Source organism: Salinivibrio sp. ML323, from assembly GCF_001995745.1.
Taxonomy (GTDB): domain Bacteria; phylum Pseudomonadota; class Gammaproteobacteria; order Enterobacterales; family Vibrionaceae; genus Salinivibrio; species Salinivibrio kushneri.
On the sequence record NZ_MUES01000002.1, the window covers coordinates 284605 to 309819 of the forward strand.

At 52.1% G+C, this 25215-nt stretch carries 26 protein-coding genes and 1 other annotated feature; of the genes, 3 read left to right on the forward strand and 23 right to left on the reverse strand.

Going from position 1 to position 25215, the window contains the following annotated elements; translation table 11 throughout:
- The first annotated feature begins 89 nt into the window (after nt 1–89).
- Nucleotides 90–1340 (forward strand): NADP-dependent isocitrate dehydrogenase, encoded by a 1251-nt coding sequence (icd, locus tag BZG13_RS02895; protein ID WP_069361198.1) that lies wholly within the window; start codon nt 90–92, stop codon nt 1338–1340.
- Nucleotides 1341–1423: 83 nt separating this feature from the next.
- On the opposite strand, the gene pseI is transcribed toward icd, so the two are convergent.
- The 21 genes from pseI to BZG13_RS03000 all read right to left on the reverse strand — a co-directional run bounded on the left by pseI (nt 1424) and on the right by BZG13_RS03000 (nt 18083).
- Entirely contained in the window at nt 1424–2473 is a 1050-nt protein-coding gene (gene pseI / locus BZG13_RS02900) for a pseudaminic acid synthase (protein ID WP_077484827.1), read from the reverse strand.
- Nucleotides 2457–3035, reverse strand: coding sequence for a UDP-4-amino-4,6-dideoxy-N-acetyl-beta-L-altrosamine N-acetyltransferase (gene pseH, locus BZG13_RS02905; protein WP_077484830.1), 579 nt, complete (start codon nt 3033–3035; stop codon nt 2457–2459). Before pseH ends, pseI begins: the two co-directional genes overlap by 17 nt.
- Nucleotides 3026–4102, reverse strand: a complete 1077-nt coding sequence (gene pseG / locus BZG13_RS02910; protein WP_077484833.1) for a UDP-2,4-diacetamido-2,4,6-trideoxy-beta-L-altropyranose hydrolase — start codon at nt 4100–4102, stop codon at nt 3026–3028. The genes pseH and pseG overlap by 10 nt, the downstream gene beginning before the upstream one ends.
- Complete coding sequence (gene pseF / locus BZG13_RS02915) at nt 4099–4803, reverse strand: pseudaminic acid cytidylyltransferase (protein ID WP_077456220.1); 705 nt, start codon at nt 4801–4803, stop codon at nt 4099–4101. The genes pseG and pseF overlap by 4 nt, the downstream gene beginning before the upstream one ends.
- Before the next feature lie 3 nt (nt 4804–4806).
- Nucleotides 4807–5952, reverse strand: coding sequence for a UDP-4-amino-4,6-dideoxy-N-acetyl-beta-L-altrosamine transaminase (gene pseC / locus BZG13_RS02920; protein ID WP_077484912.1), 1146 nt, complete (start codon nt 5950–5952; stop codon nt 4807–4809).
- A gap of 12 nt (nt 5953–5964) precedes the next feature.
- Complete coding sequence (gene pseB / locus BZG13_RS02925) at nt 5965–6960, reverse strand: UDP-N-acetylglucosamine 4,6-dehydratase (inverting) (RefSeq protein WP_077484836.1); 996 nt, start codon at nt 6958–6960, stop codon at nt 5965–5967.
- Between the two features lie 88 nt (nt 6961–7048).
- Nucleotides 7049–7363 (reverse strand): HigA family addiction module antitoxin, encoded by a 315-nt coding sequence (locus BZG13_RS02930; protein WP_077484839.1) that lies wholly within the window; start codon nt 7361–7363, stop codon nt 7049–7051.
- A gap of 13 nt (nt 7364–7376) precedes the next feature.
- Complete coding sequence (locus BZG13_RS15615; RefSeq protein ID WP_077484841.1) at nt 7377–7658, reverse strand: type II toxin-antitoxin system RelE/ParE family toxin; 282 nt, start codon at nt 7656–7658, stop codon at nt 7377–7379.
- Between the two features lie 147 nt (nt 7659–7805).
- On the reverse strand, nt 7806–8429 hold the full coding sequence (gene hisIE / locus BZG13_RS02940; protein ID WP_077484844.1) for a bifunctional phosphoribosyl-AMP cyclohydrolase/phosphoribosyl-ATP diphosphatase HisIE: 624 nt from the start codon (nt 8427–8429) through the stop codon (nt 7806–7808).
- Nucleotides 8426–9199: an imidazole glycerol phosphate synthase subunit HisF gene (hisF, locus tag BZG13_RS02945; RefSeq protein ID WP_077484847.1), complete on the reverse strand. Its 774-nt coding sequence runs from the start codon at nt 9197–9199 to the stop codon at nt 8426–8428. Before hisF ends, hisIE begins: the two co-directional genes overlap by 4 nt.
- Complete coding sequence (hisA, locus tag BZG13_RS02950; RefSeq protein WP_077484849.1) at nt 9181–9918, reverse strand: 1-(5-phosphoribosyl)-5-[(5-phosphoribosylamino)methylideneamino]imidazole-4-carboxamide isomerase; 738 nt, start codon at nt 9916–9918, stop codon at nt 9181–9183. Before hisA ends, hisF begins: the two co-directional genes overlap by 19 nt.
- 6 nt (nt 9919–9924) lie before the next feature.
- The gene (gene hisH / locus BZG13_RS02955; RefSeq protein ID WP_077484851.1) at nt 9925–10524 is read right to left on the reverse strand and encodes an imidazole glycerol phosphate synthase subunit HisH; all 600 of its coding nucleotides are present in this window, start codon (nt 10522–10524) and stop codon (nt 9925–9927) included.
- Nucleotides 10524–11591, reverse strand: a complete 1068-nt coding sequence (gene hisB, locus BZG13_RS02960) for a bifunctional histidinol-phosphatase/imidazoleglycerol-phosphate dehydratase HisB (RefSeq protein ID WP_077484854.1) — start codon at nt 11589–11591, stop codon at nt 10524–10526. The genes hisH and hisB overlap by 1 nt, the downstream gene beginning before the upstream one ends.
- Nucleotides 11592–11602: 11 nt before the next feature.
- Nucleotides 11603–12655: a histidinol-phosphate transaminase gene (gene hisC / locus BZG13_RS02965; protein ID WP_108743854.1), complete on the reverse strand. Its 1053-nt coding sequence runs from the start codon at nt 12653–12655 to the stop codon at nt 11603–11605.
- Between the two features lie 2 nt (nt 12656–12657).
- The gene (gene hisD / locus BZG13_RS02970) at nt 12658–13974 is read right to left on the reverse strand and encodes a histidinol dehydrogenase (RefSeq protein WP_077484859.1); all 1317 of its coding nucleotides are present in this window, start codon (nt 13972–13974) and stop codon (nt 12658–12660) included.
- 6 nt (nt 13975–13980) lie between these two features.
- Nucleotides 13981–14877: an ATP phosphoribosyltransferase gene (gene hisG, locus BZG13_RS02975; RefSeq protein WP_077484862.1), complete on the reverse strand. Its 897-nt coding sequence runs from the start codon at nt 14875–14877 to the stop codon at nt 13981–13983.
- A gap of 34 nt (nt 14878–14911) precedes the next feature.
- Nucleotides 14912–15050, reverse strand: a sequence feature (His leader region).
- A gap of 258 nt (nt 15051–15308) precedes the next feature.
- Nucleotides 15309–15512, reverse strand: coding sequence for a hypothetical protein (locus BZG13_RS02980; protein WP_077484865.1), 204 nt, complete (start codon nt 15510–15512; stop codon nt 15309–15311).
- Between the two features lie 99 nt (nt 15513–15611).
- Nucleotides 15612–16088: a YchJ family metal-binding protein gene (locus tag BZG13_RS02985; RefSeq protein ID WP_077484868.1), complete on the reverse strand. Its 477-nt coding sequence runs from the start codon at nt 16086–16088 to the stop codon at nt 15612–15614.
- A gap of 29 nt (nt 16089–16117) precedes the next feature.
- Nucleotides 16118–16852 carry a UDP-2,3-diacylglucosamine diphosphatase gene (gene lpxH, locus BZG13_RS02990; protein WP_077484870.1) on the reverse strand — a complete coding sequence of 245 codons (735 nt, stop codon included), beginning with the start codon at nt 16850–16852 and terminating at the stop codon, nt 16118–16120.
- Nucleotides 16853–16918: 66 nt separating this feature from the next.
- Nucleotides 16919–17416, reverse strand: a complete 498-nt coding sequence (locus tag BZG13_RS02995) for a peptidylprolyl isomerase (protein ID WP_069361219.1) — start codon at nt 17414–17416, stop codon at nt 16919–16921.
- 142 nt (nt 17417–17558) lie between these two features.
- Nucleotides 17559–18083: a MarR family winged helix-turn-helix transcriptional regulator gene (locus tag BZG13_RS03000; RefSeq protein WP_077484873.1), complete on the reverse strand. Its 525-nt coding sequence runs from the start codon at nt 18081–18083 to the stop codon at nt 17559–17561.
- Between the two features lie 286 nt (nt 18084–18369).
- On the opposite strand from BZG13_RS03000, the gene cysS reads away from it, so the two are divergent.
- On the forward strand, nt 18370–19770 hold the full coding sequence (gene cysS, locus BZG13_RS03005; RefSeq protein WP_077484875.1) for a cysteine--tRNA ligase: 1401 nt from the start codon (nt 18370–18372) through the stop codon (nt 19768–19770).
- A 118-nt stretch (nt 19771–19888) separates the two neighbouring features.
- Here the strand turns inward: cysS and BZG13_RS03010 are convergent, their stop codons facing one another.
- On the reverse strand, nt 19889–20737 hold the full coding sequence (locus tag BZG13_RS03010; RefSeq protein WP_069361222.1) for an ion transporter: 849 nt from the start codon (nt 20735–20737) through the stop codon (nt 19889–19891).
- Nucleotides 20738–20846: 109 nt separating this feature from the next.
- A complete protein-coding gene (locus BZG13_RS03015) occupies nt 20847–21485 on the reverse strand; it encodes a YchE family NAAT transporter (protein ID WP_077484877.1) in 639 nt (212 codons plus the stop codon).
- Between the two features lie 642 nt (nt 21486–22127).
- On the opposite strand from BZG13_RS03015, the gene adhE reads away from it, so the two are divergent.
- Nucleotides 22128–24857 carry a bifunctional acetaldehyde-CoA/alcohol dehydrogenase gene (gene adhE / locus BZG13_RS03020; protein ID WP_274532394.1) on the forward strand — a complete coding sequence of 910 codons (2730 nt, stop codon included), beginning with the start codon at nt 22128–22130 and terminating at the stop codon, nt 24855–24857.
- Nucleotides 24858–25215: the final 358 nt, after the last annotated feature.

The following is a 25215-nucleotide window of genomic DNA, read 5'->3' on the forward strand; positions in this document are numbered from 1 at the left end:
GTAATAATCTGTTTGGCGTGTTGTATGAATTCGAGTATCCTCAACTCGCATCTTACACAAAGATAACAAATGGACGCTAGGAGATTAAAATGGAAAGTAAAGTAGTTGTACCGGCGGAAGGTCAGAAGATCACACTCGACGGCACAAAACTGGTAGTCCCTAACCACCCTGTGATCCCTTACATTGAAGGGGATGGCATCGGGATGGATGTTAGCCCTGCAATGATCAAAGTTGTTGATGCAGCTGTTGCTAAAGCCTATAACGGTGAGCGTAAGATTTCATGGATGGAAATCTATACTGGTGAGAAGTCTACCAAGGTATATGGTGACGATCAGTGGCTGCCAGCTGAAACTCTCGACTTTATTCGCGAATACAAAGTGGCAATCAAAGGGCCACTGACGACCCCAGTAGGTGGTGGTATTCGCTCATTGAACGTGGCGCTTCGTCAAGAGCTCGACCTTTATATCTGTGCGCGTCCGGTACGTTACTTCACTGGCGTTCCTAGCCCACTGAAAAAGCCAGAAGACACGGACATGGTGATCTTCCGCGAAAACTCAGAAGACATCTACGCGGGTGTTGAGTTTAAGGCAGGCACGGCCGAAGCGGATAAAGTGATTAAGTTCCTGCGTGAAGAAATGGGTGCCAACAAAATCCGTTTCCCTGAGCAGTGTGGTGTAGGCATTAAGCCAATCTCAGAAGAAGGCACCAAGCGTCTGGTTCGCGCCGCTATCGAGTACACCATCGATAACGACCGTGACTCGCTGACTATCGTCCACAAAGGTAACATCATGAAGTTTACCGAAGGGGCGTTTAAAGATTGGGCATACGAAGTAGCCAATAAAGAGTTTGGTGCCGAGTTGCTTGATGGCGGTCCTTGGATGACGATGAAAAATCCAAAAACCGGTAAAGAGATCATCATCAAAGATTCCATCGCGGATGCCTTCTTGCAGCAAATTCTGCTGCGTCCTGCGGAATATGACGTGATTGCCACCATGAACTTGAATGGTGATTACGTATCTGATGCCCTGGCCGCACAGGTTGGTGGTATTGGTATCGCCCCAGGTGCCAACATTGGTGACGGCGTGGCGCTGTTTGAAGCGACCCATGGCACGGCGCCAAAATACGCCGGTCAAGACAAGGTGAACCCAGGCTCACTCATTCTCTCAGCTGAAATGATGCTGCGTCATATGGGCTGGTTTGAAGCGGCTGACTTGGTGATCAAGTCAATGGAGAACACCATCGCTAACAAAACAGTGACGTATGACTTCGAGCGCCAAATGGAAGGGGCAAGCCTGCGTAAGTGCTCTGAGTTTGCTGACGAGATGGTCAAGCAAATGTAATCACTGCCTATCAGTGAAGACCAAACCCGGCTCAGTTAGCCGGGTTTTTTAGTTGTGGCAGAGGGGATAATCCACTTGGGCTATCAGTCTATATCTTCCCATGACAACGGGGTGCCTTTGGTTAACGCGCGTGTTGCGCGCTTTCCGATCACCGCATCATAGTGTTTCGGTGCCAACCCAAAGCCAGGGCGAATACTGCGCACATTATCCGCCGTCAGTGGCTCACCGGGCGCGATATCCTCACAGACATACAAAGAGCGCCTAAATTGACGGTTGCTTGCTTCCGCCTTTCGGGTGGTGAAGGCGCTTTGTCCTAACGCTTGCCACGCCGCGTGGGTTTGCTCGCAAAGCGCACTGAGTGCAGGTGGCGTAAGCGAGAAAGCAGCATCTGGCCCGCCCGAGTCTTCAGAGAGCATCACATGCTTTTCAATCACGCACGCGCCGAGTGCCACGGCTGCGATCGCGGCGGTATTGGTCAGCGAATGATCGGATAAACCTGCCAATACTTGATAGCGGCTGGCTAAGGTTGGGATGGTTCGCAGATGGCTTTGTTCAATCGGCGCAGGGTAGGCGCTGATACAATGAAGCAACACCAGCTCACGACAGCCGTTATCACGGGCGGTCGCCACCGCCTCGGCAATCTCTGTCTGGTCAGCCATGCCGGTTGAGATGATCATCGGTTTACCGGTTTGCGCGGCATAGCGAATCAAGGGCAAATCAATCGCCTCGAACGAGGCAATTTTATAGGCGGGGGCGTTAAGATCTTCGAGCAAGTCAATCGCTGAGCAATCAAAGGGAGATGAGAATAGAGTAATGTCCTCTTTTCTGGCGTGATCAAATAACGGCTTGTGCCACTCAAACGGGGTTTGTGCCCAGCGATATAGCTGGTGGAGACTATAACCATCCCACAGTCCGCCTTTGATCTGAAATTCATCGTGGTCGCAATCAAGGGTAATGGTATCGGCAGTATAGCTTTGCATTTTGACAGCATCGGCACCGCAGGCTTTGGCCATGGAGATGGTTTGCTTGGCAAGCTCAAGGCTACCATTATGGTTGGCCGACATTTCGGCAATGATATAGGGAGGATGCTGGGGACCGATCAAACGGCCTGCAATTTTAATGTCGTTGTTCATAAACCGCATCGATATTCAGTTTGGTTTGAAGGTCGCTGGCGCCTTGCTGCCACTCATCAGCGGACAAAGACAGGCACACAATCTCGACTGTTTTTCCCTCAGGCAGGGAAAAGGTGCGTTGCCGACTTTGCGGCGTTTCACGAAAGCCAAAGCGTTGATGTAGCCGAGCCACCCCCTGATTATGACTGAGCACTTCACAGTTCAATCGGGTCACGCCCAAGGTCTCAAATGCTAAACTTAATGCGCCAAATTCCATGAGCGCGCCGCTGCCACGCGGTGCATCCGGAGCCGCATAAAAAGCCCAGGTCGCACTTGTCCTATTCTCGCTATTTAGGTCAAGATTGACCACGCCAAGTGGCTTGTCCGGTTGGCCGTCTACGCGTTTGTAAACGATATAGAAATAACGGTGCGTGTTGGCGAGCATATGGCTGAACCATGCTTTGTGCTCATCATGGCTAATTTCATGCTGGGTGTACATAAACTGCCGGACAGCGGGACGATTGCGCCAATGCCATAAAGTATCACTGTCCGCGTGACTCACCGCTTTAAAAATCAGTTGCATAAGTCATGCTCCAAGGCCGCGACCACGCGCTCTGCGCCTTTTCCATCAGTGATCGCTGGCAGGGTAGGAAGCTGATGCCAGTTTGCCGCAAGGTGCTGCAGTGCAGACGCGTAATCTTGCCAGCGGGTATGCTCACCACGTCCTAAGTATTGATAGCCCGGCTGTCCGGCGAGATACTCGGCCATGGCGTGTTGGTTTTCCGCCACACACACCAAGGTGCTCGGGATCCCCAAGCAGCTGCGCTCAATGGCGGTCACACCGGCCGCCCCAAACGCGTAGCGTGCCCGTGCCATCTGGGCATCAAAGTCCGACAGTGCTTCCACCACGCTAACCCCATCGGGGACAGACGCTTTACACAATGCGTCGCGGTCTGGGTTACGTCGTCCGGTGACAATTAATAGCGAGAAAGGCAGTCTCTCGCGCGTCTGCTCTTTTGCTAGGTGTTTCACCGCGTCCACAAGCTTACGGCTTTCACCGGTCGGATCCGTGCCGGAGAAAAAGGCGATCACCTTATCTTCCCTTGGCGGCGGAGACTGATGTAAGGCGGCAAAGGCTGGACGCAATAGCGCATAGTCTGGCCCCAATAAGCATCGGGTTTGTGAATTTAAAAGCTGTGACGCATAGCGCGTGGTAAGCTCAGGCCAAGGGTTTTGATCGAGTAAAAACGCGCAATCGTGGGGCCGATTGGCTAAATCATCGACCACCATCACCGGACAGCCCAATTGGGTGTGAATCGATTGCTCCCAGCGGGCATCTAAGGCGTAATGATCCACCACCATTAAATCCACCGGCTGGTTAGCCACGCATGCGCTTGTCTCGTCGGCATCTTGCCGCTGGCTCACACCCAGCCAATCGGTGTTGCTAAGCAAGTTTTTGGGGGCAGGCAACACCGCCACCGTTAAGCCTTGTTCATGGCTGACTGCTATCAAATTGCCGGGCAAGTCGCGACATACCAAGGTTACCTGATGACCCGACGCTTGTAGCATGCTAGCCAACACGTGCATGCGGCTGATGTGGCCGGTACCTATCGCTTGGGAGGCATCGACTCGAATGGCGATATGGCTCATAGCAAGGCCTGTTGCTCCAACAGTTGATACATTAGCTCAGCGCGTAGCCAGTCATCCGGTTCATCAATGTCTTGCACGCGGTAATGAGGGATCAACACAGCTTTCGAATGGGGGGCAAAAACCGGCTCGCGCGCTAAAAACGCACTTGGCGTGCCCCAGTAAAACATTCCCGCATCGTGGTACGCCGGTTGTAAGTCTTGTGAACGGGTGGTGAAGTGCTCGGGCCACAACATGCTGACACTCCCATCGGCATCGACATGAATACTGCGCTGAATTGGAAAGGCGTAGCGGGTGGCGGCAAAACTGTATTTGACAGTGTCGCCGTCCAGTAACGCTAAGCCTTGGCGCAAGTCACCCGTGGTGACAAAGGGAGTGGTAGCATACAGGCAGCATATCGCTTGCAAAGGCGTTTGCTGTGGCGACTGATTAAGCCACTGGATCGCATGCTCAAGCACATCCAAGGTCGTAGCGTGATCACCGGCAATCTCGGCGGGACGTACAAAAGGCACTTCAGCTCCTGCATCGCGCGCCACACTGGCAATGTCGTCGCAATCGGTGGAAACCAAGACGCGATCGAATAGCCCACTTTGACGTGCTGTCGCAATGGCATAAGTGATAATGGGCGCACCGTTAAACAGTTTGAGGTTCTTGCCCGGAATGCGTTTGCTGCCACCTCGGGCGGGAATAATACATACATTCATCGGTCACGCATCCTCAATGGCTTTTTGTAGCGCAGCAATCACTGTATCTTGCTGTTGCTCGGTTAAATCGGGGTAAAGTGGCAAAGTGAGTGCGCCCGCGTAATACTGTTCGGCAAGCGGAAAGTCTCCGGGCTGGAAGCCCAGTGCCTGATAGTAAGGTTGCGTATGCACAGGAATATAGTGCACGTTCACGCCAATGCCTTGCGCACGCATTGCCTCAAAAACCGCGCGGCGTGTATCGGCGTGCTCAAGCTCAATCAAATACAAATGCCATGCCGACTCAGGGTCTAAAATGGGTCGCTTGACGGGCAAATCCGCCAGCGCTTGATGGTAGCGCTCGGCGAGTGCAAACCGTCTGGCGATAAAGGAACCAAGTTGGGTTAGTTGTGAACGGCCAAGCGCGGCATGAATATCCGAGAGGCGATAGTTCATCCCCAATGCATGCTGCTCATAACCCCAAGGCGGTAAGGGTGCGTGGCTGTCTTCTGCGTCACGGGTGATGCCGTGGCTACGCAACTGACGCAGCGCTTTCGCCAATGTGGCATTTTGGGTGGTGGCAACCCCAGCCTCTCCCGCGGTAACCACTTTAACCGGATGAAAACTAAATACGCTAATATCGCTGTACTGGCATCCACCCACTGCCGCGTCTTGATAGTGGGCGCCCATTGCATGTGACGCATCCTCAATAATGGCTATCTGATAACGCTTGGCAAGCGCGGCAATCTCGGCCATTGGCGCACTGGCGCCGGCCATATGCACCACCACCAGCACTTTGGGTAAGGTGTGAGTCGCGGCCGCTTGCGCTAGCTTTTTCGCGAGCTGCTTGGGGCATAGGTTACGTGTGTTCGGATCGATATCGACGAAGTCCACCTCGGCACCACAGTATCGTCCACAATTAGCTGACGCGACAAAGGTAATGGGCGAGGTCCATAAACGATCGCCTGGGCCCAGTCCTAACGCCAGACAAGCCAGATGCAGGGCAGATGTCGCGCTATTGACGGCGACCGCATGCGCCGCCCCGGTGAGTTCGGCGACGGCGGCTTCAAAAGCCGGAACTTGCGGGCCTTGCGTCAGATAATCACTTTTTAGCACCTCAAGCACAGCGGCGTAGTCTTGCTCACTAAGATGCTGCTTTCCGTATGGGATCAACGCCATACTCCTTTACTGCTCGGCGTCGAGTTGCAAAATGGCCTCGACGGTTAACACATCTGGGTTAGTACCTGATTGATACTCAAAGCCTTCTGGCACGGGCTGTCCTTTTTCGCCCAACGCATTTTCTCGATAGTCATCATCGGCATCGTAGAACTTAATGGTGGGACAAATCACGTAATGATCGGCAAATTCGAGCGTCAGGTGCGCATCATCAGCCGGACACATCACTTCATGCATTTTTTCGCCGGGGCGAATGCCTATCACCTTGACGGGCGTGTTTGGGGCATAGGCGCTGGCGAGATCCGTCAGGCGAACCGATGGGATCTTAGGAACAAATATTTCCCCGCCATACATGCGTGAAAAGTTTTTCAGCACAAAATCCACCCCTTGCTGCAAGGTAATCCAAAAACGGGTCATTTCAGGATGGGTAATGGGCAAGTGATCCGCGCCTTCCGCTGCCTTTTTCTTAAACAAAGGCACCACAGAGCCGCGCGAGCCGACCACATTGCCATAGCGCACCACCGAAAAGCGTGTCTTTTGGCCCCCGGTCATATTGTTAGCGGCGACAAACAATTTATCTGAACACAGTTTGGTGGCGCCATAGAGATTATTGGGGCTGGCGGCCTTATCGGTCGAGAGCGCAATTACCTTTTCCACCCCGTTGGCAATCGCAGCGCGAATCACATTCTCTGCACCGTGAATGTTGGTCTTGATACATTCCATCGGGTTGTATTCGGCGGCAGGTACCTGCTTGAGTGCAGCAGCATGAATCACATAGTCGATGCCTTGCATCGCTTGCATTAAACGATCGCCATCACGCACATCGCCGATAAAATAGCGCATGCAAGGGGCGTTAAAGGTTTGCTGCATTTCATATTGCTTGAGCTCATCGCGAGAGAGCACCACGAGGCGACGTGGTTGATAGCGTTCAAGCAGGGTGCGGACGTATTTTTTACCAAAAGAACCAGTACCGCCGGTGATCAGAATGGATTTACCGTTAAACATAGGACGCCTTGTCACTAACTGTCGGGAATACAGGCAGTTTAACTGATCTGAGCAGGATTTGGCGATCTGCTACGGCCATGACGCGCGATTAAGCGACATCAAGCGGTTTTATTTTTTCTACCTCGTGTTTAATTGATTGCGACGCCTCCCAAAGATCAACGGCCCTTTGCGCATTGAGCCAAAACTCAGGCGAGTTACCAAACAGACGAGCGAGACGGAGCGCCAGCTCCGGGCTTATGGCTTTGCGTTCATCCAGTACGGCAGTCATCGATTGACGAGAAACGCCCAAAGCATCAGCCAATTGTTCTACACTCAAGCCGTAATCGGGCAGAAAGTCTTCGCGCAACATGGCTCCAGGATGCGTCGGTTGGCGTTGCATGCCAGTTGTATTGAAAATCGTCATCACTGTTACCTCATTAGTGGTAGTCGCAAACCTCGACGTCATACGCGTCACCGTCTTCAAAGCGAAAGCAAATGCGCCACTGTTTGTTTATCGCTATTGCATATTGCCCTTGTCTGTTTCCTGACAAAGCGTGAAGGCGATTACCGGGCGGTACCTTGAGATCATCGAGCTGTGTGGCGAGATCGATATACTCCAACTTTCTTGCCGCACTTACCGTCAGCTCGGTAGGGAACCTCTTTGACGTTCCCTTTGAGTATAGTGCCTGCGTTCGTTTATCTGCGAATGATTTGATCATGCATCAAACGTATTTTGGCATGGGATGAGCGTCAATCAAAGGCGTGTATTATCTCTTAAATTGCGAGTGAGATAACTTGCGTTACACAAAGCGCCGCAGTTGTGCGGCGCTTTGAAGGAGCCTTGTTTACGCTAACGTGCGTAGTCGTTAGCCTTGGTGGCGAGAGGCGAGGACTTCGGTTACTTGATGGAGGCTAAGCTCTTGGTCTTGCAGTAATACCAACAGGTGATAAAGCAAGTCGGCGCTTTCGTTTAATAGCTCGGCCTTATCGCCTGCCGTGGCAGCGAGGGCGACTTCGACCCCTTCTTCCCCCACTTTTTGCGCGATACGCTTGGTGCCTTTGGCAAATAAACTTGCAGTGTAAGAGTCATCAGGCGCGGCGTCTTTGCGGCTGGCAAGCACTTGCTCTAGGCTCGACAAAAAGCCGGGGCCGGTATGTGGCGGTTTATTGTCACTGTCAAAGCAGGTGGTCGTGCCGAGGTGACAGGTGGGCCCGTGTGGCGTCGCCGTGACCAACAAGGTGTCTTGATCGCAATCGAGTGCAATGTGCTCCAGGCTTAACACATGGCCGGAGCTTTCGCCTTTTACCCAAAGACGCGACTTGCTGCGCGACCAAAAGGTGATGCGACCGGTTTCGAGCGTCGCGTTCAGTGCATCGGCATTCATGTAGCCCAGCATCAAAACTTGGCCGCTATCGCTGTGTTGGATAATCGCAGGCACCAAGCCGGCGTTTTTCTCCCAATCGATACGTTCTACCCACGCTGCCGTCATACTCTTACCTCGATCCCTTGTTGTTTTAATGCTTGTTTTAATTCGCTTATCGCGATGATTTGCTTGTGAAACACTGAGGCGGCCAGCGCGCCATCGACATTCGCTTGTAAAAAGGCGTCGGCGAAGTGCGACATTTCACCGGCACCGCCGGAGGCAATCAGGGGCACCTGACAGCGCTCTCTCACCATTTTTAGTTGGGTTAAGTCATAGCCTTGGCGCACGCCATCGCGGTTCATCATATTGAGTACGATTTCGCCTGCGCCTCGCTGTTGGACTTCCTCAACCCAGGCAGCGGTTTGCCAAGGCGTGGCCTGAGTACGGCTTTCATCGCCGGTAAATTGATAGACCTGATAGTGTCCGGTGGCTTCATCGAAGAAGGAATCAATCCCAACCACCACGCACTGCACGCCAAACTTATTGGCCAGTCGCGTGATCAGACTCGGGTCGGCCAATGCCGGTGAGTTGATTGAAATTTTATCCGCGCCAAATTCCAGGATTTGCTGGGCATCGGCTTCGGATTTAATCCCACCGGCGACGCAAAAGGGGATATCAATTACTTCCGCGACGCGACTAACCCAGCTTTTATCGACCACCCGGCTGTCACTGGAGGCGGTGATGTCATAAAACACCAACTCGTCAGCGCCTTCTTCGGCGTAGCGTTTGGCGAGCGGGACGATATCGCCGATGATTTCGTGATTGCGAAATTGCACGCCTTTGACCACTTGTCCGTCGCGGACGTCCAAACAAGGAATTATCCGTTTTGCCAGCATGCGATCGCCTCCTCTGCGCTAAAGTTGCCTTCCAGTAGGGCGCGGCCGACGATTACGCCTGCGACGCCAGTATCGCGTAAGGCGCGAATGTCTTCGAGACGGCCAATGCCGCCTGATGATTGAAACGCAATGCTCGGATAGCGCTGACACAAGTCGCGGTAAAGCGCCACATTGCTGCCTTGCAAGGTGCCATCGCGGGAGATATCGGTGCACAGCACATGCTTGAGCCCGACGGACAGATAATCGTCGAGGAGCGCTTCAATGGTGACGCCGGAGTCTTGTTGCCAGCCGGACACCGCCACGCGTCGCGTCCCGTCGTTGTCGATATGAATGTCGAGTGCCAATACAATGCGGTCAGGGCCGTAGGTTTGCATCCAGCCTTTAACCAAATCGGGGGATTTAACCGCGGTGGAGCCGATCACTACGCGCTGCGCACCGGTGTTTAGCAGCTCAATCACGTCCATTTCGGTGCGCACGCCGCCGCCAATTTGGATGTTGGCAGGCGTTGATTGCAAAATCTCGGTGATTAAATCGACCTGACGCGCGGTCGGATCTTTGGCACCGGTTAAATCCACGAGATGCAACCAATCCGCGCCCGCTTGATGGTAACGCGCAAACTGCTCACGCGGGTCAAAACCGTAGTCGGTTTTTTGCTGATAATCCCCTTGATAAAGGCGCACCACTTGGCCATCTATCAAATCGAGTGCTGGTATAATCATCCTTGCTTACATCTCCAAAAAATTCTGAATCAAACGCGCGCCCACTTTGCCCGAGCGCTCAGGGTGAAACTGAACCCCATAGTAGTTGCCTTGATTGATGGCCGCACTGAACGCATGGCCATAATGACATTGTGCCAAGGTGTAATCACCGACCGGCATCGCATAACTATGGACAAAGTAAAAGTGGCTGCCTGCGGGAATGCCATCAAATAAGGGATGGTCATTGACGGTGGCGACTCGGTTCCAACCCATATGAGGCAGAGGCTGCCCTGCGGTATCCATCAGTTTGGTGGGGGCGGAGATGTGGCCGAGGCACTCGACCGGGCTATCGCCTTCATCCGAGCGCGTTCCCAACATTTGCATGCCAAGACAAATTCCCAGCAGCGGTTGCTCCACTTGCTTAACCAAATCCACCAAGCCGCGTTCGGTGAGGTTTTTCATCGCTTCACTGGCCGTGCCGACACCGGGCAAAAAGAGTTTATCTGCCCCGAGTACCACGTCGGGATCGCGGCTTAGTGTGGCTTGATACCCCAGGCGTTCGACAGCAAAGCGTACCGAGGACACATTGGCGCAGCCGGTATCGATAATGACAGTCTGTTTGCGCATTACAGCACTCCTTTACTACTTGGCAGGGCGTCGCCTTCGACCTTGATGGCTTGACGCAAGGTGCGGCCAAAGGCTTTAAATAAGCTTTCTACCAAGTGGTGGGTATTTTCGCCCGACACGGTTAGGTGCAGGGTACAGGCCAAAGTATCGGTCAATGAGCGGAAAAAATGCCCGACCATTTCGGTCGACATATCGCCCACTTGTGGCTGCGGGAAGCTGGCCTCAAACTTAAGAAACGGACGTCCGGATAAATCCAACGCACATTGCGCCAAGCACTCATCCATCGGCAGGCTAAATCCAAAACGGCCAATGCCGCGCTTATCACCCAGCGCCCGTTTGAGTGCGTCGCCCAACGCCAGGGCGGTATCTTCAATAGTGTGGTGGTCGTCGATGTGCAAATCGCCTTTGACGCAAACGTTGAGCTGAAAGCCGCCGTGGGTGGCGATTTGGTCTAACATGTGGTCAAAAAAGCCCAATCCGGTTTCAATGCGACTGCCGCCACTCTTATCCAGGTTAACATCCACCTGAATGTCGGTTTCTTTGGTGGCGCGGGTGACGCTGGCCAATCGCGGCTGCTGAGTGAGGCGCTCGACAATCTGTGGCCAGCCCATCACGTCGCGTTGATATTTGATCCCTTGTAGCGCCATATTGTTCGCTAAGGTGATATCGGTGTCGCGATCGCCAATCACCGCCGATTGGGCGAAATCAATTCGGCCTTGCTGTAGATAGTCTTTCACCAAGCCTAGTTTGGGTTTGCGACAGCTACAGTCATCGCTATCAAAGTGCGGGCAAATCAGTACGTCTTCAAAATGGATCCCTTGTGAGCGAAACAGGGCCATCATCATGTTGTGTGGCGCATCAAAGTCCGCTTGCGGGAAGCTCTCGGTTCCCAGACCATCTTGATTGCTCACCATCACCAAGGTGTAACCCGCCGCTTGCAGGCTGAGTAGTGCAGGGATCACGTCTGGCTCAAAGGCCAATTTATCCAGACGATCCACTTGATAGTCTTCAGGCGGCTCCACAATTAAGGTGCCATCACGGTCAATAAATAAAATCTTGTCTTTCACAGTGGTTGTCCTTATTCACTGAGTTGCTGGCGGATAAAGGCCAGCACTTTTTCACATTCGTCACGGTTACCAATGCTGATGCGCAAGCTGTTGGCCACGGCGGTTTGGCGCACTATCATGCCGGCACGCCCTAAACGTGCGAACACCGCGTCAGCGTCATCTAGGGTGATGAGCAGATAATTGCCAAAACCTGGATGCACCTCGACGCCTGGCAGCATACTGAGGCCGGCTTGCAAATAGGCACGGTTGGCGGTTAAGTCCAAAACCTGATATTTCATCCGCGCCAAACCCGCTTCGGAGAGCGCTTGTTCGGCAATGTCTGCCACGGGCACCGGTACGGGATACGGCGGGATCACCTTAAGCATCAAGTTAATAATCGCGGGACTGGCGAGGGTAAAGCCGCAACGCAGTCCCGCAAGAGCGAACGCTTTGGATAGGGTGCGCAAAATGGCCAGATTATCAAAGCGTGCGAGCAAGTCGGTGCAGGTCGCTTCTGGACTAAATTCAATATAGGCCTCATCTAGCACCACAATCGCCCGACCTTGGGTACGGGTGAGTAGCGCCTCAATGTCGTCACGGTTAATGAGATTGCCAGTCGGATTATTAGGACTACACACGAAGATAAGCTTGATGTTGGCATCTGTTTCCAAGGCGGAATCAATTCCTGCCATGTCCAGCTGCCAGTCGGCGGTGAGCGGGACTTGGGTGGTCGCGATCCCTTGGTTTTCGGCACTGACCGCATACATGCCATAGGTGGGTGGGCAAATCAGTACGCTATCTTGGTTTGGCTCGCAAAACGCGCGCAGCAATAAATCAATCCCTTCATCGGCGCCACGAGTGGTAATCACTTGGCCCGTGTCTACGCCGGCATAGTTGGCATAGGCATTAATCAATGATGCCGGCTGGCAGCTGGAGTAGCGATTGAGCCCTTGGCCGCTTACGGTGTAAGCATTGTCAAAGGGCGACTCGTTGGCATTGAGCCAGACATCCCCGCTACCGCCGATGCGGCGGGCTGACTGATAAGGCGTGAGCGCTTGTACTTGCTCACGGGCGAGTTTTTCGATGCTCATGCTAACGAGTCCTCTGAGTCTTGGGTTTGTTGTAGTTTAGTCAGACGAATATCGACCGCTTGGCGGTGTGCATCCAAGCCTTCTGCTTCGGCAATGCGCATCACGGTCGGGCCCAGTGTTTGTAACCCAGTGTCGCTAAGCTCTTGCACCGTCATCCGCTTGGTAAAGTCGGCCAGTCCAAGGCTGCTATAGGTGCGTGTATAGCCATAAGTGGGGAGCACGTGATTGGTGCCAGAGGCGTAATCACCCACAGACTCGGGCGAGTAGGCCCCTAAGAAAATCGAGCCGGCGTTATCTAACAGTGGCAATAAATCTCTTGGCTGTTGGGTTTGCACAATCAAGTGCTCCGGCCCATAGCGGTTAGAAATCGACACGCACTGAGTGAGGGTGTCGGCAATGATAATCACACTGCTGCCCAGCGCTTGTTTAGCAATCTCTGCGCGGCTGAGCGTGGTTAATTGCTGCTGCACTGCATCCGCCACTTTCTCCGCCATTTCCGGGGCGGGGGTCACCAGCACCACTTGCGAGTCGGGGCCGTGCTCCGCTTGGCTGAGTAAATCGGCGGCCACAAAGTCTGGATCCGCGCCGGCATCGGCAATCACTAACACTTCCGAGGGGCCAGCAGGCATGTCCATCGCTGCACCATTGGCAGCAAGGCTCACTTGCCGTTTGGCTTCGGTGACATAGGCATTACCCGGGCCAAAAATTTTATCCACCTTGGTCACGCTTTGGGTGCCAAAGGCCATCGCCGCCACCGCTTGTGCGCCGCCAAGGGTATAAATTTCATCAATCTCACACAGTTTGGCACAGTATAAAATTTCATCGGCCACCGGCGGTGGGGTACAGAGCACCACTTTACGGCAGCCGGCAATTTGTGCGGGGACGCCCAGCATCAACACAGTCGACGGCAAGGGCGCGCTACCGCCAGGAATATACAGCCCGACGCGGTTAATCGGGCGAGTGATGGATTCACATACCACCCCCGGCATGGTTTCGACTTTCAACGGCTGGGCTTTTTGCGCGCGGTGAAAGGTGCTGATGTTGTCGTAGGCCTGACGTAGAGCAAGTTTGATATCTTCCCCCAAGCGCGCTTCAGCGTCGGCCAAGGTCGCTTTGTCGAGTTTGATGCTATCAAGTTCGACACCATCAAATCTTTTGGTCAGCGCCTTTAAACTTTCATCTCCCCGTTCACGGACATCGGCGATAATCTCCGCGACGCTCGCTTGGGTTTGCGCGCCGGTTGTGATCGCAGGGCGGCGCATCAAGCCCTCTTTTTGTGACTCTCCGAGTGATTTCCAGACTACTGTTCGCATGGTGACTTACTCCATCATCTTTTCAATCGGCAGGACCAAGATTGAGCTTGCGCCCAATTGTTTGAGCTTTTCCATGGTTTCCCAGAACAGGTTCTCGGTGCTCACCAGGTGCACCGCCACACGGCTTTTTTCGTGTGCGAGCGGCAAAATGGTCGGGTCTTCGGCACCGGGAAGCAGCTCAACAATTTTTTCTAGCGCCTCGCTCGGCGCGTGAAGCATGATGTATTTCGACTCTTTGGCTTGAATCACGCCTTGCATGCGGGTGAGCAAGCGTTCAATCAATGCGGTTTTCTCTTCACTGAAGCTGCCTTCACGCTGAATTAATACTGCCTTGGAGCGAAAAATGACTTCGGCTTCTTTCAAGCCGTTGGCCTCTAAGGTGGCGCCGGTTGAGACCAAATCACAAATCGCATCGGCGAGCCCTGCACGCGGCGCGACTTCCACGGAGCCATTGAGCATACAAGTGCTAAAGTTCACACCTTGTTTATCCATGTAGGCTTTAAGAATATTGGGGTAGGTGGTGGCAATGCGTTGGTTGGCCAGATCTTGTGGGCCGTTGTAATTTTGGTCTTTATCCAGCGCAATGGAAAGACGGCAGCCGCCAAAGTCGAGGCGGCGCAGCAGTTGATACTGACTGGGCTCGCCCAGCTTGATGCGCTCAAGGCGTACTTCTTCCAACTCGTTCTCGCCAATCACCCCTAAATCAACTACGCCGTCCATGATAAGGCCCGGGATATCATCGTCACGGACCAGTAGCAGATCGATGGGCATGTTTTCGGCGTGAACCACTAGACGCTCACCGGTGTAATTGATTTTTACCCCGCAGCGTTTGAGTAGCTCTTGGCACTCCTTGGCGAGACGGCCCTTTTTTTGGATGGCGATACGTAAGCGTTGTGTTTGCATGTGTGCTTCCTTGTCTAAAAATGAAAAGCTAAAAAAGAAAAAACCCTCGGAAGACGGTGCTCCCGAGGGTCTGAATCTGTTAGCTGGCTAATGACCGACGGAAGCGCTTTTTACTCGTCTTCCAGTCGAAACCATTCCTCCCGAAAGACTAGTCAGGATGATGGTGGTGATGCATTGTCATTAGTGCTGAAATCATTGTTGGTCGTCCATTATCTAACGAAAGTACGCTCTGTGATAAAAATAAGCTCTATACCAAAAAGCTTAACTGTTTATGACCATATCAAAATCCGTTTGGATTGCAACCAGTCAAAGCGCGTTTTTTTCACGTGTCTTTATGCCAGGTCGTGCTAAGTAAGTGTCATGCTAAGTAAGCGTCGCCATCGCCGTAAGCGTCGCTATCGCCATGAACAGCGAGAGCGTCGACACCGAGGCTAGACATAAATATCGAGTTCACCGTCTTTTTTAGGTGTTTTTTCCTCGTGCTCTTGGTGCGGTTGCTGAGCATGTTCATTGAGATCGTCTAGCCGCCGCTCTTTACGCGCATCAATGTGTTCCGATTTGCGGATCGCCCATACTTTCGTGGGCGGTGCGTGCGGCGTGCGATATACAGGACTCAAATTGCCAAGCCAGTTCATGATGGGTTCTCCTTTGGTCTTACTCTTAGTATCGACCACGAAGTACCAATCTTGATGATTTTTTAACCAGAAGTTGTTTGGAACGGCGAGGCTAGGGGGCTAGCTGCAACACTTTTTAAATTTGCGTCCGCTACCACACGGGCAGGGGTCATTGCGTCCCGCTTTGACCTGGCCGGGGAAGACACCATCGATATATCGCCACTGAAGCTGTCCACTGATCGTTTCTTTGACAAAACGAGATCGCTCGTACAGGCACTGAGGCTCACCGTCGGCAATAAAGTGAGCTTTGAAGGTCACAAAGCCAAGTTCATCTTGCTGCAACACCTCGCTATCGAGCACCTCGAGAGATTGCCACTGATGTTGGGTCATGGTGGCAATGTCTTCACGAAACGAACCGGCGCCACATTCACTGTGATAGGTCGCAACAATAAAATCCACCAAGCCTTTGGGATGTGCGCTATAGCGAGCACGCATTAATTGCTCAGGGTGGGCAGCGTTGGCCGGATGTTGATGAACGGGCGCGCAGCATTCGGCGTAGGGTTTGTTACTACAACAAGGGCATAAATCAGTCTGCATAAAGATCTCTTAACGATGGGCTGAACAGCTTAGTGATGGGTAAAGTCGCGAGTTTGTAAGTCACAGCCTTGCGGGCCACACACTAATACCGACCCGTGTTGGTACCAATCGCCTAACACGATGCGCTGGTAATCGTGGCCTTGATCACACCATTGATGGACATGGGGGCGATGGGTATGGCCGTGAATCATGTTAACCACTCCCGCGTCATCTAACTGGCGCTGCACCTCTTGTGGCGTCACATCCATAATGGTGGATGACTTTTGCTGGTTGGCATTGGCACTGCCTGCGCGCATTTTGGCCGCAATCTTACGGCGCCATGTTAGCGGCAAGCACAAAAAGAGTCGCTGCAACCAAGGCTGGTGGACTTTGCGGCGAAACGCTTGATAGTCAACATCCTCTAAACACAAGGTATCCCCGTGTAAGATCAGGGTAGGGGTGCCATATAAATCGATGCACTCAAGCTCGTTTAACAGCGTCACGCCGGTTTCTTTGGCAAAGCGTTGGCCAATCAAAAAGTCGCGATTGCCATGAATAAAATACACCGGCACGCCTTGCTCAGTCACTGCAGAAAAGGCGGTTTTGATTTGCTGATGAAAGGGGCTGTGATCATCATCGCCAATCCACACCTCAAATAAATCTCCCAACACATAAAGAGCGTCGGCGTTTATCGCCTCTTTGTGCATAAAACGCTCAAAGCAGTGGGTGATATCTGGCCGCGTTGGGCTTAAATGGAGATCGGCAATAAAGAGGGTATGTGACATGCGTTGGCTTTATGGTGGTGATAAAAGAAAGGGTAGCCTTGGCTACCCTTGCTCGATAGTGTCATCTTAGTCTTCAATAGTCACGCTATTGATCAACACTTCTTCGACCGGCACGTCCTGGTGCACATAACCCCAGTTACCGGTGGCAACACCTTTGATCTTGTTGACCACGTCCATGCCCTCAACCACTTCGGCAAACACACAGTAGCCCCAACCATCTGGTGTCTTCGCTTTGTGATCCAAGAACAGGTTGTCATTGACGTTGATAAAGAATTGCGAGCTTGCTGAGTGCGGCTCCATGGTACGCGCCATCGACAAGCGACCGGTCAAGTTGCTTAGGCCGTTGTCTGCTTCGTTTTTAATCGGTGCACGCGTTGCTTTTTCTTCCATGCCAGAGGCCATGCCACCGCCTTGGACCATAAAGCCGTCAATCACGCGATGGAACAGGGTTCCATTATAAAAGCCGTCACGGCAGTATTGTAAAAAGTTCTCGACCGTGGCCGGTGCTTCGTCTGCAAACATGCGGAGTTTGATGTCACCGAACGTGGTATGAAGAGTCACCATGATGTAATCCTGTCATTGGCTTGGCTAAAAAGGATCCCAGATTTTAGCCGAAAGTATTCGCTGATCAAGAAAAGATCCCCTGGATGTGGAATTAATCATCATCCCTGTACGCTTCACTGGCCTCTAAGCGGCATCGCAGTGATTAAGATGCAGGCTCAACATGCGCGAGCAACTTTTTAAGCAACACGGCGAGCTCGGCTTGCTCTCCGGCGGTGAGGCCCGCCAAGAGCTGGTGTAAATTGTTGGTGTGATCGGTCACTGCATCATCAATTAAATCCATGCCCGCGTCTGTCAGTGACACATACACGCCACGGCGGTCATTGGGATCCGGGCTCCGAGACACCAAGCCTTTTTGTTCGAGGCGATCAATACGGTTAGTCATCGCGCCCGAGGTGAGCATCAGGGCATCGAGCAGCTGGTTGGGGGTTAACGTATAGGGCGAGCCCGCACGTCGTAGGGAGGCCAACACATCAAACTCGCCAGGGTTGAGGTTATATTGACCAAAGACTTGTTGTAGTTTGGGGTTAATATTGCCCAAAACCCGCGCGAGTCGGCCGGTGATCGCCATCGGACTGGGGTCAATATCCGGGCGCTCGTCGTGCCATTGGCGTAAAATGAGGTCAACTTTGTCCTCTTGGGGAGCGGAAGGGGTTGCGTTATCAGTCATTATTTTGCCACTTCGGTTAGTCTCAATAAGATCGGTGAGTGCCAATCAGTCAGAGGGCCAGTTTGCCTAATAAATACTTATCGATAAAGATTCTTCACTGAAAAATAATTCAAAGGTATCGGTTAGCTCAAGCGATAAGGGGAGTTTCAACGCTAAGTTGTGAGCCTAGTCTGAATGTTTCACCGGGTGTCGCGGGCGTGAGAGGCTTGCGTCAAGCCAGTAGAAAAGGTGTAATAGCTGCTTCACCTTACTCATTGTCACTATTGTAACGAGTCATCAAATAATTATGTCGACGCAAACCCCCCCGTTAAAGATCTACAACTCACTGACGCGAGATAAAGCTGTCTTTCAACCCATCACGCCGGGAAAAATCGGCATGTATGTGTGTGGGGTGACAATTTACGATCTCTGTCATATTGGTCACGGGCGTACCTTTGTTTCGTTTGACATGATTGCGCGCTACTTGCGCTACTTGGGCTTTGATTTAACCTTTGTCCGCAACATCACGGATATCGATGACAAAATCATCAAGCGTGCGGCGGAAAATGGCGAGAGCTGTGATGCATTGACCGAGCGTTTGATCGGTGAAATGTATCAAGACTTTGACGCCTTGAACATGGCGCGTCCCGACATCGAGCCACGCGCGACCGACTACATTGACGAAATCATCGCACTGGTAGAAAAGCTAATTGAGCGTGGCTTTGCGTATGTCGCGGACAATGGCGATGTGATGTTTGAAGTGGCCAAATTTGACGATTACGGCAAGCTATCGAAGCAAGATCTCGACCAGCTGCAAGCAGGCGCCCGCGTTGACGTTGAGACAGCCAAGCGCAGTCCTCTCGACTTTGTGGTGTGGAAAATGTCGAAACCTGGCGAGCCGACCTGGGAGTCGCCTTGGGGGCCAGGCCGCCCTGGCTGGCACATTGAGTGCTCGGCAATGAACTCCGCGATCTTGGGCGAGCATTTTGATATTCATGGTGGTGGCTCTGATTTGCAGTTCCCGCACCATGAGAATGAAATTGCCCAATCTTGCTGCGCCCATGACACCCCATATGTCAACACCTGGATGCACAGCGGCATGGTGATGGTTGATCGTGAAAAGATGTCCAAATCCTTGGGGAATTTTTTCACCATCCGTGACGTGCTAGCACACTATGATGCCGAAACCGTGCGTTATTTCCTGCTTTCAGGTCACTATCGCAGCCAATTGAACTACAGCGATGAAAACCTCAACCAAGCCCGTTCAGCACTTGAGCGTCTATACACCTCGCTTCGCGGGTTAGACACTCAGGCCGCCCCTGCCGGTGGCGATGAATACGTGGCACGCTTTGAAGCGGCGATGAACGATGACTTTAACACCCCAGAAGCCTATTCGGTGCTATTCGATATGGCTCGTGAGATTAACCGTTTACGTGGCGATGATTTGGCAGCGGCATCCGCACTGGGTGCGCAAATGCGTAAGTTAGCGTCGATTCTTGGTTTACTCGAGCAAGATGCGGATAGCTTCTTGCAAGGCGATGCAGGGGCTGATAATGAAGTGGCTGAAATCGAGGCGCTCATTCAAAAACGGAACGATGCCCGTAAAGCCAAAGATTTTGCAACCGCTGATGCCGCGCGTGATGCGCTTACCGCGATGGGCATTGTGCTGGAAGACGGCCCGCAAGGCACCACCTGGCGCCGTAAATAAGCAACTGTTTATTACCTAATAAGCCACAAAAAACGGAGCCGACTAGCTCCGTTTTTTGTTATCGGTATCTCGTGCTTTTACGCACAGCGACTGCCAAGCCACTCAGCGTGAAGCCGTGTTATAGCCCAGGTGTAACCACGCGCTTATCGGCTTCTGGCAGCTCACTGCCACAATGCTTACAAAATGAGGCGTCGGACTCATGGCCGCTTTTTGAGCAGTTAGGGCATTTTACCAAGTTGCGATGCAGTGACATCTGCTGACCGATTTCGGCGGTGATAATCCCGGTAGGCACGGCAATAATCGAATAGCCCATCAACATGGTGAAAGACGCGAGTGCCTTGCCAATATCGGTTTGCGGCACAATATCGCCATAGCCGACGGTGGTGAGGGTGACGATAGCCCAATAGATGGCATAGGGAATACTGGTAAAGCCATTCTCTGGCCCTTCAATCACGTACATGAGTGCGCCGAAGACGGTGACCAGGATCGCCACGGAGAAGAAGAAAATCATTACCTTTCGCGATGACAGCATCATCGAGCGTAACAAAATGTTGGAGTCTTCCAAAAAGCGCATCAGCCTCAAAACACGGAAAATGCGCAATACCCGCAATAGGCGTACCACCATCAGGTATGTCGTCCCTGGGACAAAAATCGCGATATAGGTGGGCAGAATCGCCAGTAAATCCACCACGCCGTAAAAACTTCGCGCATAAGCAGACGGGCGCGGAGAGCAATAAAGGCGCAGTAAATACTCAACGGTAAAGATACCGGTAAAGCCCCATTCAATCCAATAGAGCCATTGCGACCATTTAGCATGGACACTTGCGATCGACTCCAGCATCAACGCCACCATCGAGGCCAAGATCATCACAATCAGCGCCAAATCAAATGCTTTCCCGTGCTTCGTCTCGGTGCCAAAGATGGTGGTGTATAGGTAGTGTTGAAGACGGCTTTGTGACTTATTCATTCGCTTACCTTGCTAAAAATCTTCCATGATTGAGCCGCAAAAAACCGGCACGGCAACTGACTGCGTGCCGATTTTCTATCTCTACGCGCTGAAGGGGCTTATCGCGCGTTTAGCTAAGGCCGGGGAACAAGGCGCGCATGCCAGAGGCGATAAACTCAATCCCGAGGGAACCAAGGATAAGGCCCATTATCCGCGTAATAACGTTGATACCCGTTTGGCCTAAAAATTTCACCACTGCAGGACCGACTTTAAACAGCCCCCAAATTCCTGCAGAGAACAGCACTAGGGTGGTGATGAGTGTAATTGTACTCCACGTATCTGGGTACTGAGAGCCATACACAATGGTTGAGCTGATCGCACCTGGCCCCGCGAGCAGTGGCATCGCCAGCGGTACCACGCCCACCTGTTCACGGCTGATGGTCTCGGATTGCTCCTGTTTGTTTTGCTTACCTTCCCCCAACTTACCGTTCATCATGGTAAAAGCGATACTGAGCAGCAGCATGCCACCGGCCACCCGGAATGAGTCGAGCGAGATACTAAACAAATCCAGCAACATCTGTCCGGCAAGCAAGGAAACAATCAAGATGATCGCCACCGCGATGGCGGCTGTGTATGCCGTGCGGTTTCGTTCTTGCTTATCAAGATGCACGGTAAGGGTCACAAAAACGGGCATGATACCGATAGGGTTAACGGCGGCAAAAAGCCCGACAAAAAACTGTACAAAAATCATGGTGTCAAAAACGGCCATGGCGAATCTCGTGATGCTGTGAGGAAGTCCAGTTTCTCTCGGGTTAAAAGGTGGGGCCAGTATAGCGACCTCAGCTTAAAAACCAACCGCTTAACCTTGCATTTTCTGCAAGTCTTGATTGCGGTTTTAGCGAAGTCATGGGAGGGAGCAAAAAAGTCCCCAAATGAGTGAGCAAGTTTGTTAGCGCAAACTATACTGAGCCACTAAACGGTTTTTACTCACTAGAGAAAAAAGAGTCACATTGGTGGGCTTACAAGAATAAAAGAAACAGCTTTATGGTAGCCGTTCTCTTTTTGTTGAAAAAATAATACAAAATCACCGCTTTTGTTGGCCTTACATGTAAAACTCGTGTTACTTTGGTGAAAATATTAGACACGTGGCCTGTGTGCTACATGATGAATAAACCCAATGTTCATGGGGGTTAAGCAATAAATTCGTTGTGATTGATTTGATAACAACTGATCGAGATCAAGTTGCTATCGCTGTGAAAACTTATACTCAGTTTTGAAAGTTATTTACTAAATGCGATGCCGTTAGGGTAAAGAAATCTCGGTTAGAGGGGTCAAACGCCAGGCAGCCATCAAAAACCCAACCAATCGGGTAGGCTGGTGGTCGCAAGCAGTTACTAAATGATTTTCAAATATGAACCAGGAGACAACTATGCCTGTTACTAATATTGCCGAACTCAACGCGATGGTTGAGCGTGTCAAAAAGGCACAACAAGAATTTGCTACCTATTCACAGGAGCAAGTAGATAAAATCTTCCGTGCTGCATCACTAGCGGCAAACAACGCGCGTATTCCGTTGGCTAAACAAGCCGTCGAAGAGTCAGGCATGGGTATCCTCGAAGACAAGGTTATCAAAAACCACTTCGCCTCTGAGTTCATCTACAACAAATACAAAGACGACAAAACCTGCGGCATTCTGGAAGAGAATGACGAATTCGGCACCATGACCATCGCCGAACCCGTGGGCCTTATCTGCGGTATCGTGCCAACCACTAACCCAACGTCGACTGCGATCTTCAAATCACTGATCTCACTGAAAACCCGTAACGGCATCATCTTCTCGCCACACCCACGTGCGAAAAACTCGACCAATGATGCGGCGAAACTGGTTCTTGATGCAGCCGTGGCTGCGGGCGCACCTAAAGACATCATCGGCTGGATTGACCAACCATCAGTTGAGCTTTCTAACGCACTGATGAAGCACGACGACATTAACCTGATTCTGGCGACCGGTGGTCCAGGCATGGTGAAAGCGGCATACTCATCAGGTAAACCGGCGATTGGCGTAGGTGCGGGTAACGTGCCTGTGGTTATCGATGAAACCGCTGACATTAAACGTGCTGTCGCGTCTGTGCTGATGTCAAAAACCTTCGATAACGGCGTGGTGTGTGCGTCCGAGCAAGCGGTTATCGTGATGGACGAAGTGTACGACGAAGTGAAAGAACGCTTTGCGTCGCACAAAGGCCATGTATTGAGCAAAGCAGACGCCGATAAAGTGCGTAAGGTACTACTTATCAACGGTAACCTTAACGCGGATATCGTGGGCCAACCTGCCACTAAGATTGCGGAGATGGCCGGCGTAAGCGTGCCATCAGACACTAAAATCCTGATTGGTGAAGGGCTGGAAATCAGCATTGAAGAAGAGTTTGCGCACGAGAAACTCTCTCCAACCCTAGGTATGTTCCGTGCCAAGAGCTTTGAGCACGCTGTCGACATGGCTTGCAAAATGGTGGAAATGGGCGGTATCGGCCACACCTCAGGCCTGTATACCAACCAAGACGTTAACCAAGATCGCATCAAGTATTTCGGTGATCGCCTGAAAACAGCACGTATTCTGGTGAACATTCCAACCACGCACGGTGGTATCGGTGACTTGTACAACTTTAACGTTGCACCTTCACTGACATTGGGCTGTGGCTCATGGGGTGGTAACTCAATTTCTGAGAACGTTGGGCCTAAACACCTGATGAACAAGAAAACCGTAGCGAAGCGAGCTGAGAATATGCTGTGGCACAAACTACCAAAATCGATCTACTTCCGTCGCGGCAGCTTGCCAATCGCATTGGGTGACTTAGAAGACAAGAAACGCGCGATGATCGTGACGGACCGTTTCCTGTTTAACAACGGTTATTCTGAGCAAATCGAGTCAATGCTTAAAGCGCAAGGCATGGACGTGAATACCTTCTTTGAAGTAGAAGCGGATCCAACATTGACCGTGGTGCGCAAAGGTGCGGAAGCGATGAAGAGCTTCCAGCCAGACGTGATTATTGCCCTAGGTGGTGGTTCACCGATGGATGCTGCGAAAATCATGTGGGTCATGTACGAGCACCCTGAAACGGCGTTCGAAGAGCTAGCGATGCGCTTTATGGATATCCGTAAACGTATCTACAAGTTCCCGAAAATGGGTAAAAAAGCCGAGCTGGTTTGTGTGACAACCACATCAGGTACTGGTTCAGAAGTGACGCCATTTGCGGTAGTGACAGACGATGAAACGGGCGCGAAGTACCCACTGGCCGACTACGAGCTGACACCACAAATGGCAATTGTGGATGCCAACCTAGTGATGAACATGCCGAAGTCACTGACTGCCTTTGGTGGTTACGATGCGATTACTCACGCGATGGAAGCCTACGTGTCTATCCTGTCAAATGAGTACTCGGAAGGGCAAGCTCTGCAAGCGTTGAAACTGCTGAAAGACTATCTGCCAGCGAGCTATACGCACGGTGCAAACGACCCAATCGCACGTGAGAAAGTGCACAATGGTGCCACCATTGCCGGTGTCGCGTTTGCTAACGCCTTCTTGGGTGTGTGTCACTCAATGGCGCACAAAATCGGTGCTGAGTTCCACCTACCACACGGTTTGGCGAACGCATTGCTGATTTCCAACGTGGTGCGTTTCAACGCCAATGACAACCCAACCAAGCAAACAGCTTTCTCACAGTACGACCGCCCACAAGCACGTCGTCGCTATGCAGAAATCGCTGACCACCTTGGCCTAGCTCAAGCCGGTGACCGTACCGCACAGAAGATTGAGCGTTTGCTAGCCTGGTTGGAAGACATGAAGTTGAAACTAGACATCCCAACCTCTATCCAAGCGGCGGGTGTACCAGAAGCAGACTTCATGGCCAAACTGGATGAGCTGGCGGAAGAAGCGTTCGATGACCAATGTACAGGCGCTAACCCACGCTATCCACTGATCAAAGAGTTGAAAGATGTGTTGGTTGCGTCTTACTACGGTAAACCATACGTAGAATGTGAAACCTTTGAAGGCACCACGGTGATCAAGAAGAAAGATGACCGACCAGCCGCCGCGCCGACTAAAGTTGCGAAAGCTGTGAAAAAAGATGAAAAAGCAGACGCCTAATAGACCCTAGGCAACTGCTTAACGACAAAGACCCGCTCCGGCGGGTCTTTTTGATTTTACCCGTGGCGACGATGACACGAGAATCCAGAGCGCTTCGCTTACGGAATACGGAAAGAGACGAGACGCTTCGCTTCTTGCTCGTTCCCACGCTCCAGCGTGGGAATGCATACAATGACAAAATTTATATATCGGTGGTGCCATTGGCGCGATGACACAAGCCCCGGCAAGATGATGAATATGTGTACATTGTGAACGGGCGCCTGTCACGATCGGGGTAATCGTTGGCCCCGGTGTCGGATGGCGCCGTGCAACGGGCGCGCGGCCCACATCGTGATAATGATTGGCATTGTGCTGGCGC

What these genes read in the sequence shown, in the direction of transcription:
- icd (WP_069361198.1), top strand. Translation starts at nt 90, where the DNA reads ATGGAAAGTAAAGTAGTTGTACCGGCGGAAGGTCAGAAGATCACACTC.
- pseI (WP_077484827.1), bottom strand. Translation starts at nt 2,473, where the DNA reads ATGAACAACGACATTAAAATTGCAGGCCGTTTGATCGGTCCCCAGCAT.
- pseH (WP_077484830.1), bottom strand. Translation starts at nt 3,035, where the DNA reads ATGCAACTGATTTTTAAAGCGGTGAGTCACGCGGACAGTGATACTTTA.
- pseG (WP_077484833.1), bottom strand. Translation starts at nt 4,102, where the DNA reads ATGAGCCATATCGCCATTCGAGTCGATGCCTCCCAAGCGATAGGTACC.
- pseF (WP_077456220.1), bottom strand. Translation starts at nt 4,803, where the DNA reads ATGAATGTATGTATTATTCCCGCCCGAGGTGGCAGCAAACGCATTCCG.
- pseB (WP_077484836.1), bottom strand. Translation starts at nt 6,960, where the DNA reads ATGTTTAACGGTAAATCCATTCTGATCACCGGCGGTACTGGTTCTTTT.
- BZG13_RS02930 (WP_077484839.1), bottom strand. Translation starts at nt 7,363, where the DNA reads ATGACGATTTTCAATACAACTGGCATGCAACGCCAACCGACGCATCCT.
- BZG13_RS15615 (WP_077484841.1), bottom strand. Translation starts at nt 7,658, where the DNA reads ATGATCAAATCATTCGCAGATAAACGAACGCAGGCACTATACTCAAAG.
- hisIE (WP_077484844.1), bottom strand. Translation starts at nt 8,429, where the DNA reads ATGACGGCAGCGTGGGTAGAACGTATCGATTGGGAGAAAAACGCCGGC.
- hisF (WP_077484847.1), bottom strand. Translation starts at nt 9,199, where the DNA reads ATGCTGGCAAAACGGATAATTCCTTGTTTGGACGTCCGCGACGGACAA.
- hisA (WP_077484849.1), bottom strand. Translation starts at nt 9,918, where the DNA reads ATGATTATACCAGCACTCGATTTGATAGATGGCCAAGTGGTGCGCCTT.
- hisH (WP_077484851.1), bottom strand. Translation starts at nt 10,524, where the DNA reads ATGCGCAAACAGACTGTCATTATCGATACCGGCTGCGCCAATGTGTCC.
- hisD (WP_077484859.1), bottom strand. Translation starts at nt 13,974, where the DNA reads ATGCGAACAGTAGTCTGGAAATCACTCGGAGAGTCACAAAAAGAGGGC.
- hisG (WP_077484862.1), bottom strand. Translation starts at nt 14,877, where the DNA reads ATGCAAACACAACGCTTACGTATCGCCATCCAAAAAAAGGGCCGTCTC.
- BZG13_RS02980 (WP_077484865.1), bottom strand. Translation starts at nt 15,512, where the DNA reads ATGAACTGGCTTGGCAATTTGAGTCCTGTATATCGCACGCCGCACGCA.
- BZG13_RS02985 (WP_077484868.1), bottom strand. Translation starts at nt 16,088, where the DNA reads ATGCAGACTGATTTATGCCCTTGTTGTAGTAACAAACCCTACGCCGAA.
- lpxH (WP_077484870.1), bottom strand. Translation starts at nt 16,852, where the DNA reads ATGTCACATACCCTCTTTATTGCCGATCTCCATTTAAGCCCAACGCGG.
- BZG13_RS02995 (WP_069361219.1), bottom strand. Translation starts at nt 17,416, where the DNA reads ATGGTGACTCTTCATACCACGTTCGGTGACATCAAACTCCGCATGTTT.
- BZG13_RS03000 (WP_077484873.1), bottom strand. Translation starts at nt 18,083, where the DNA reads ATGACTGATAACGCAACCCCTTCCGCTCCCCAAGAGGACAAAGTTGAC.
- cysS (WP_077484875.1), top strand. Translation starts at nt 18,370, where the DNA reads ATGTCGACGCAAACCCCCCCGTTAAAGATCTACAACTCACTGACGCGA.
- BZG13_RS03010 (WP_069361222.1), bottom strand. Translation starts at nt 20,737, where the DNA reads ATGAATAAGTCACAAAGCCGTCTTCAACACTACCTATACACCACCATC.
- BZG13_RS03015 (WP_077484877.1), bottom strand. Translation starts at nt 21,485, where the DNA reads ATGGCCGTTTTTGACACCATGATTTTTGTACAGTTTTTTGTCGGGCTT.
- adhE (WP_274532394.1), top strand. Translation starts at nt 22,128, where the DNA reads ATGAACCAGGAGACAACTATGCCTGTTACTAATATTGCCGAACTCAAC.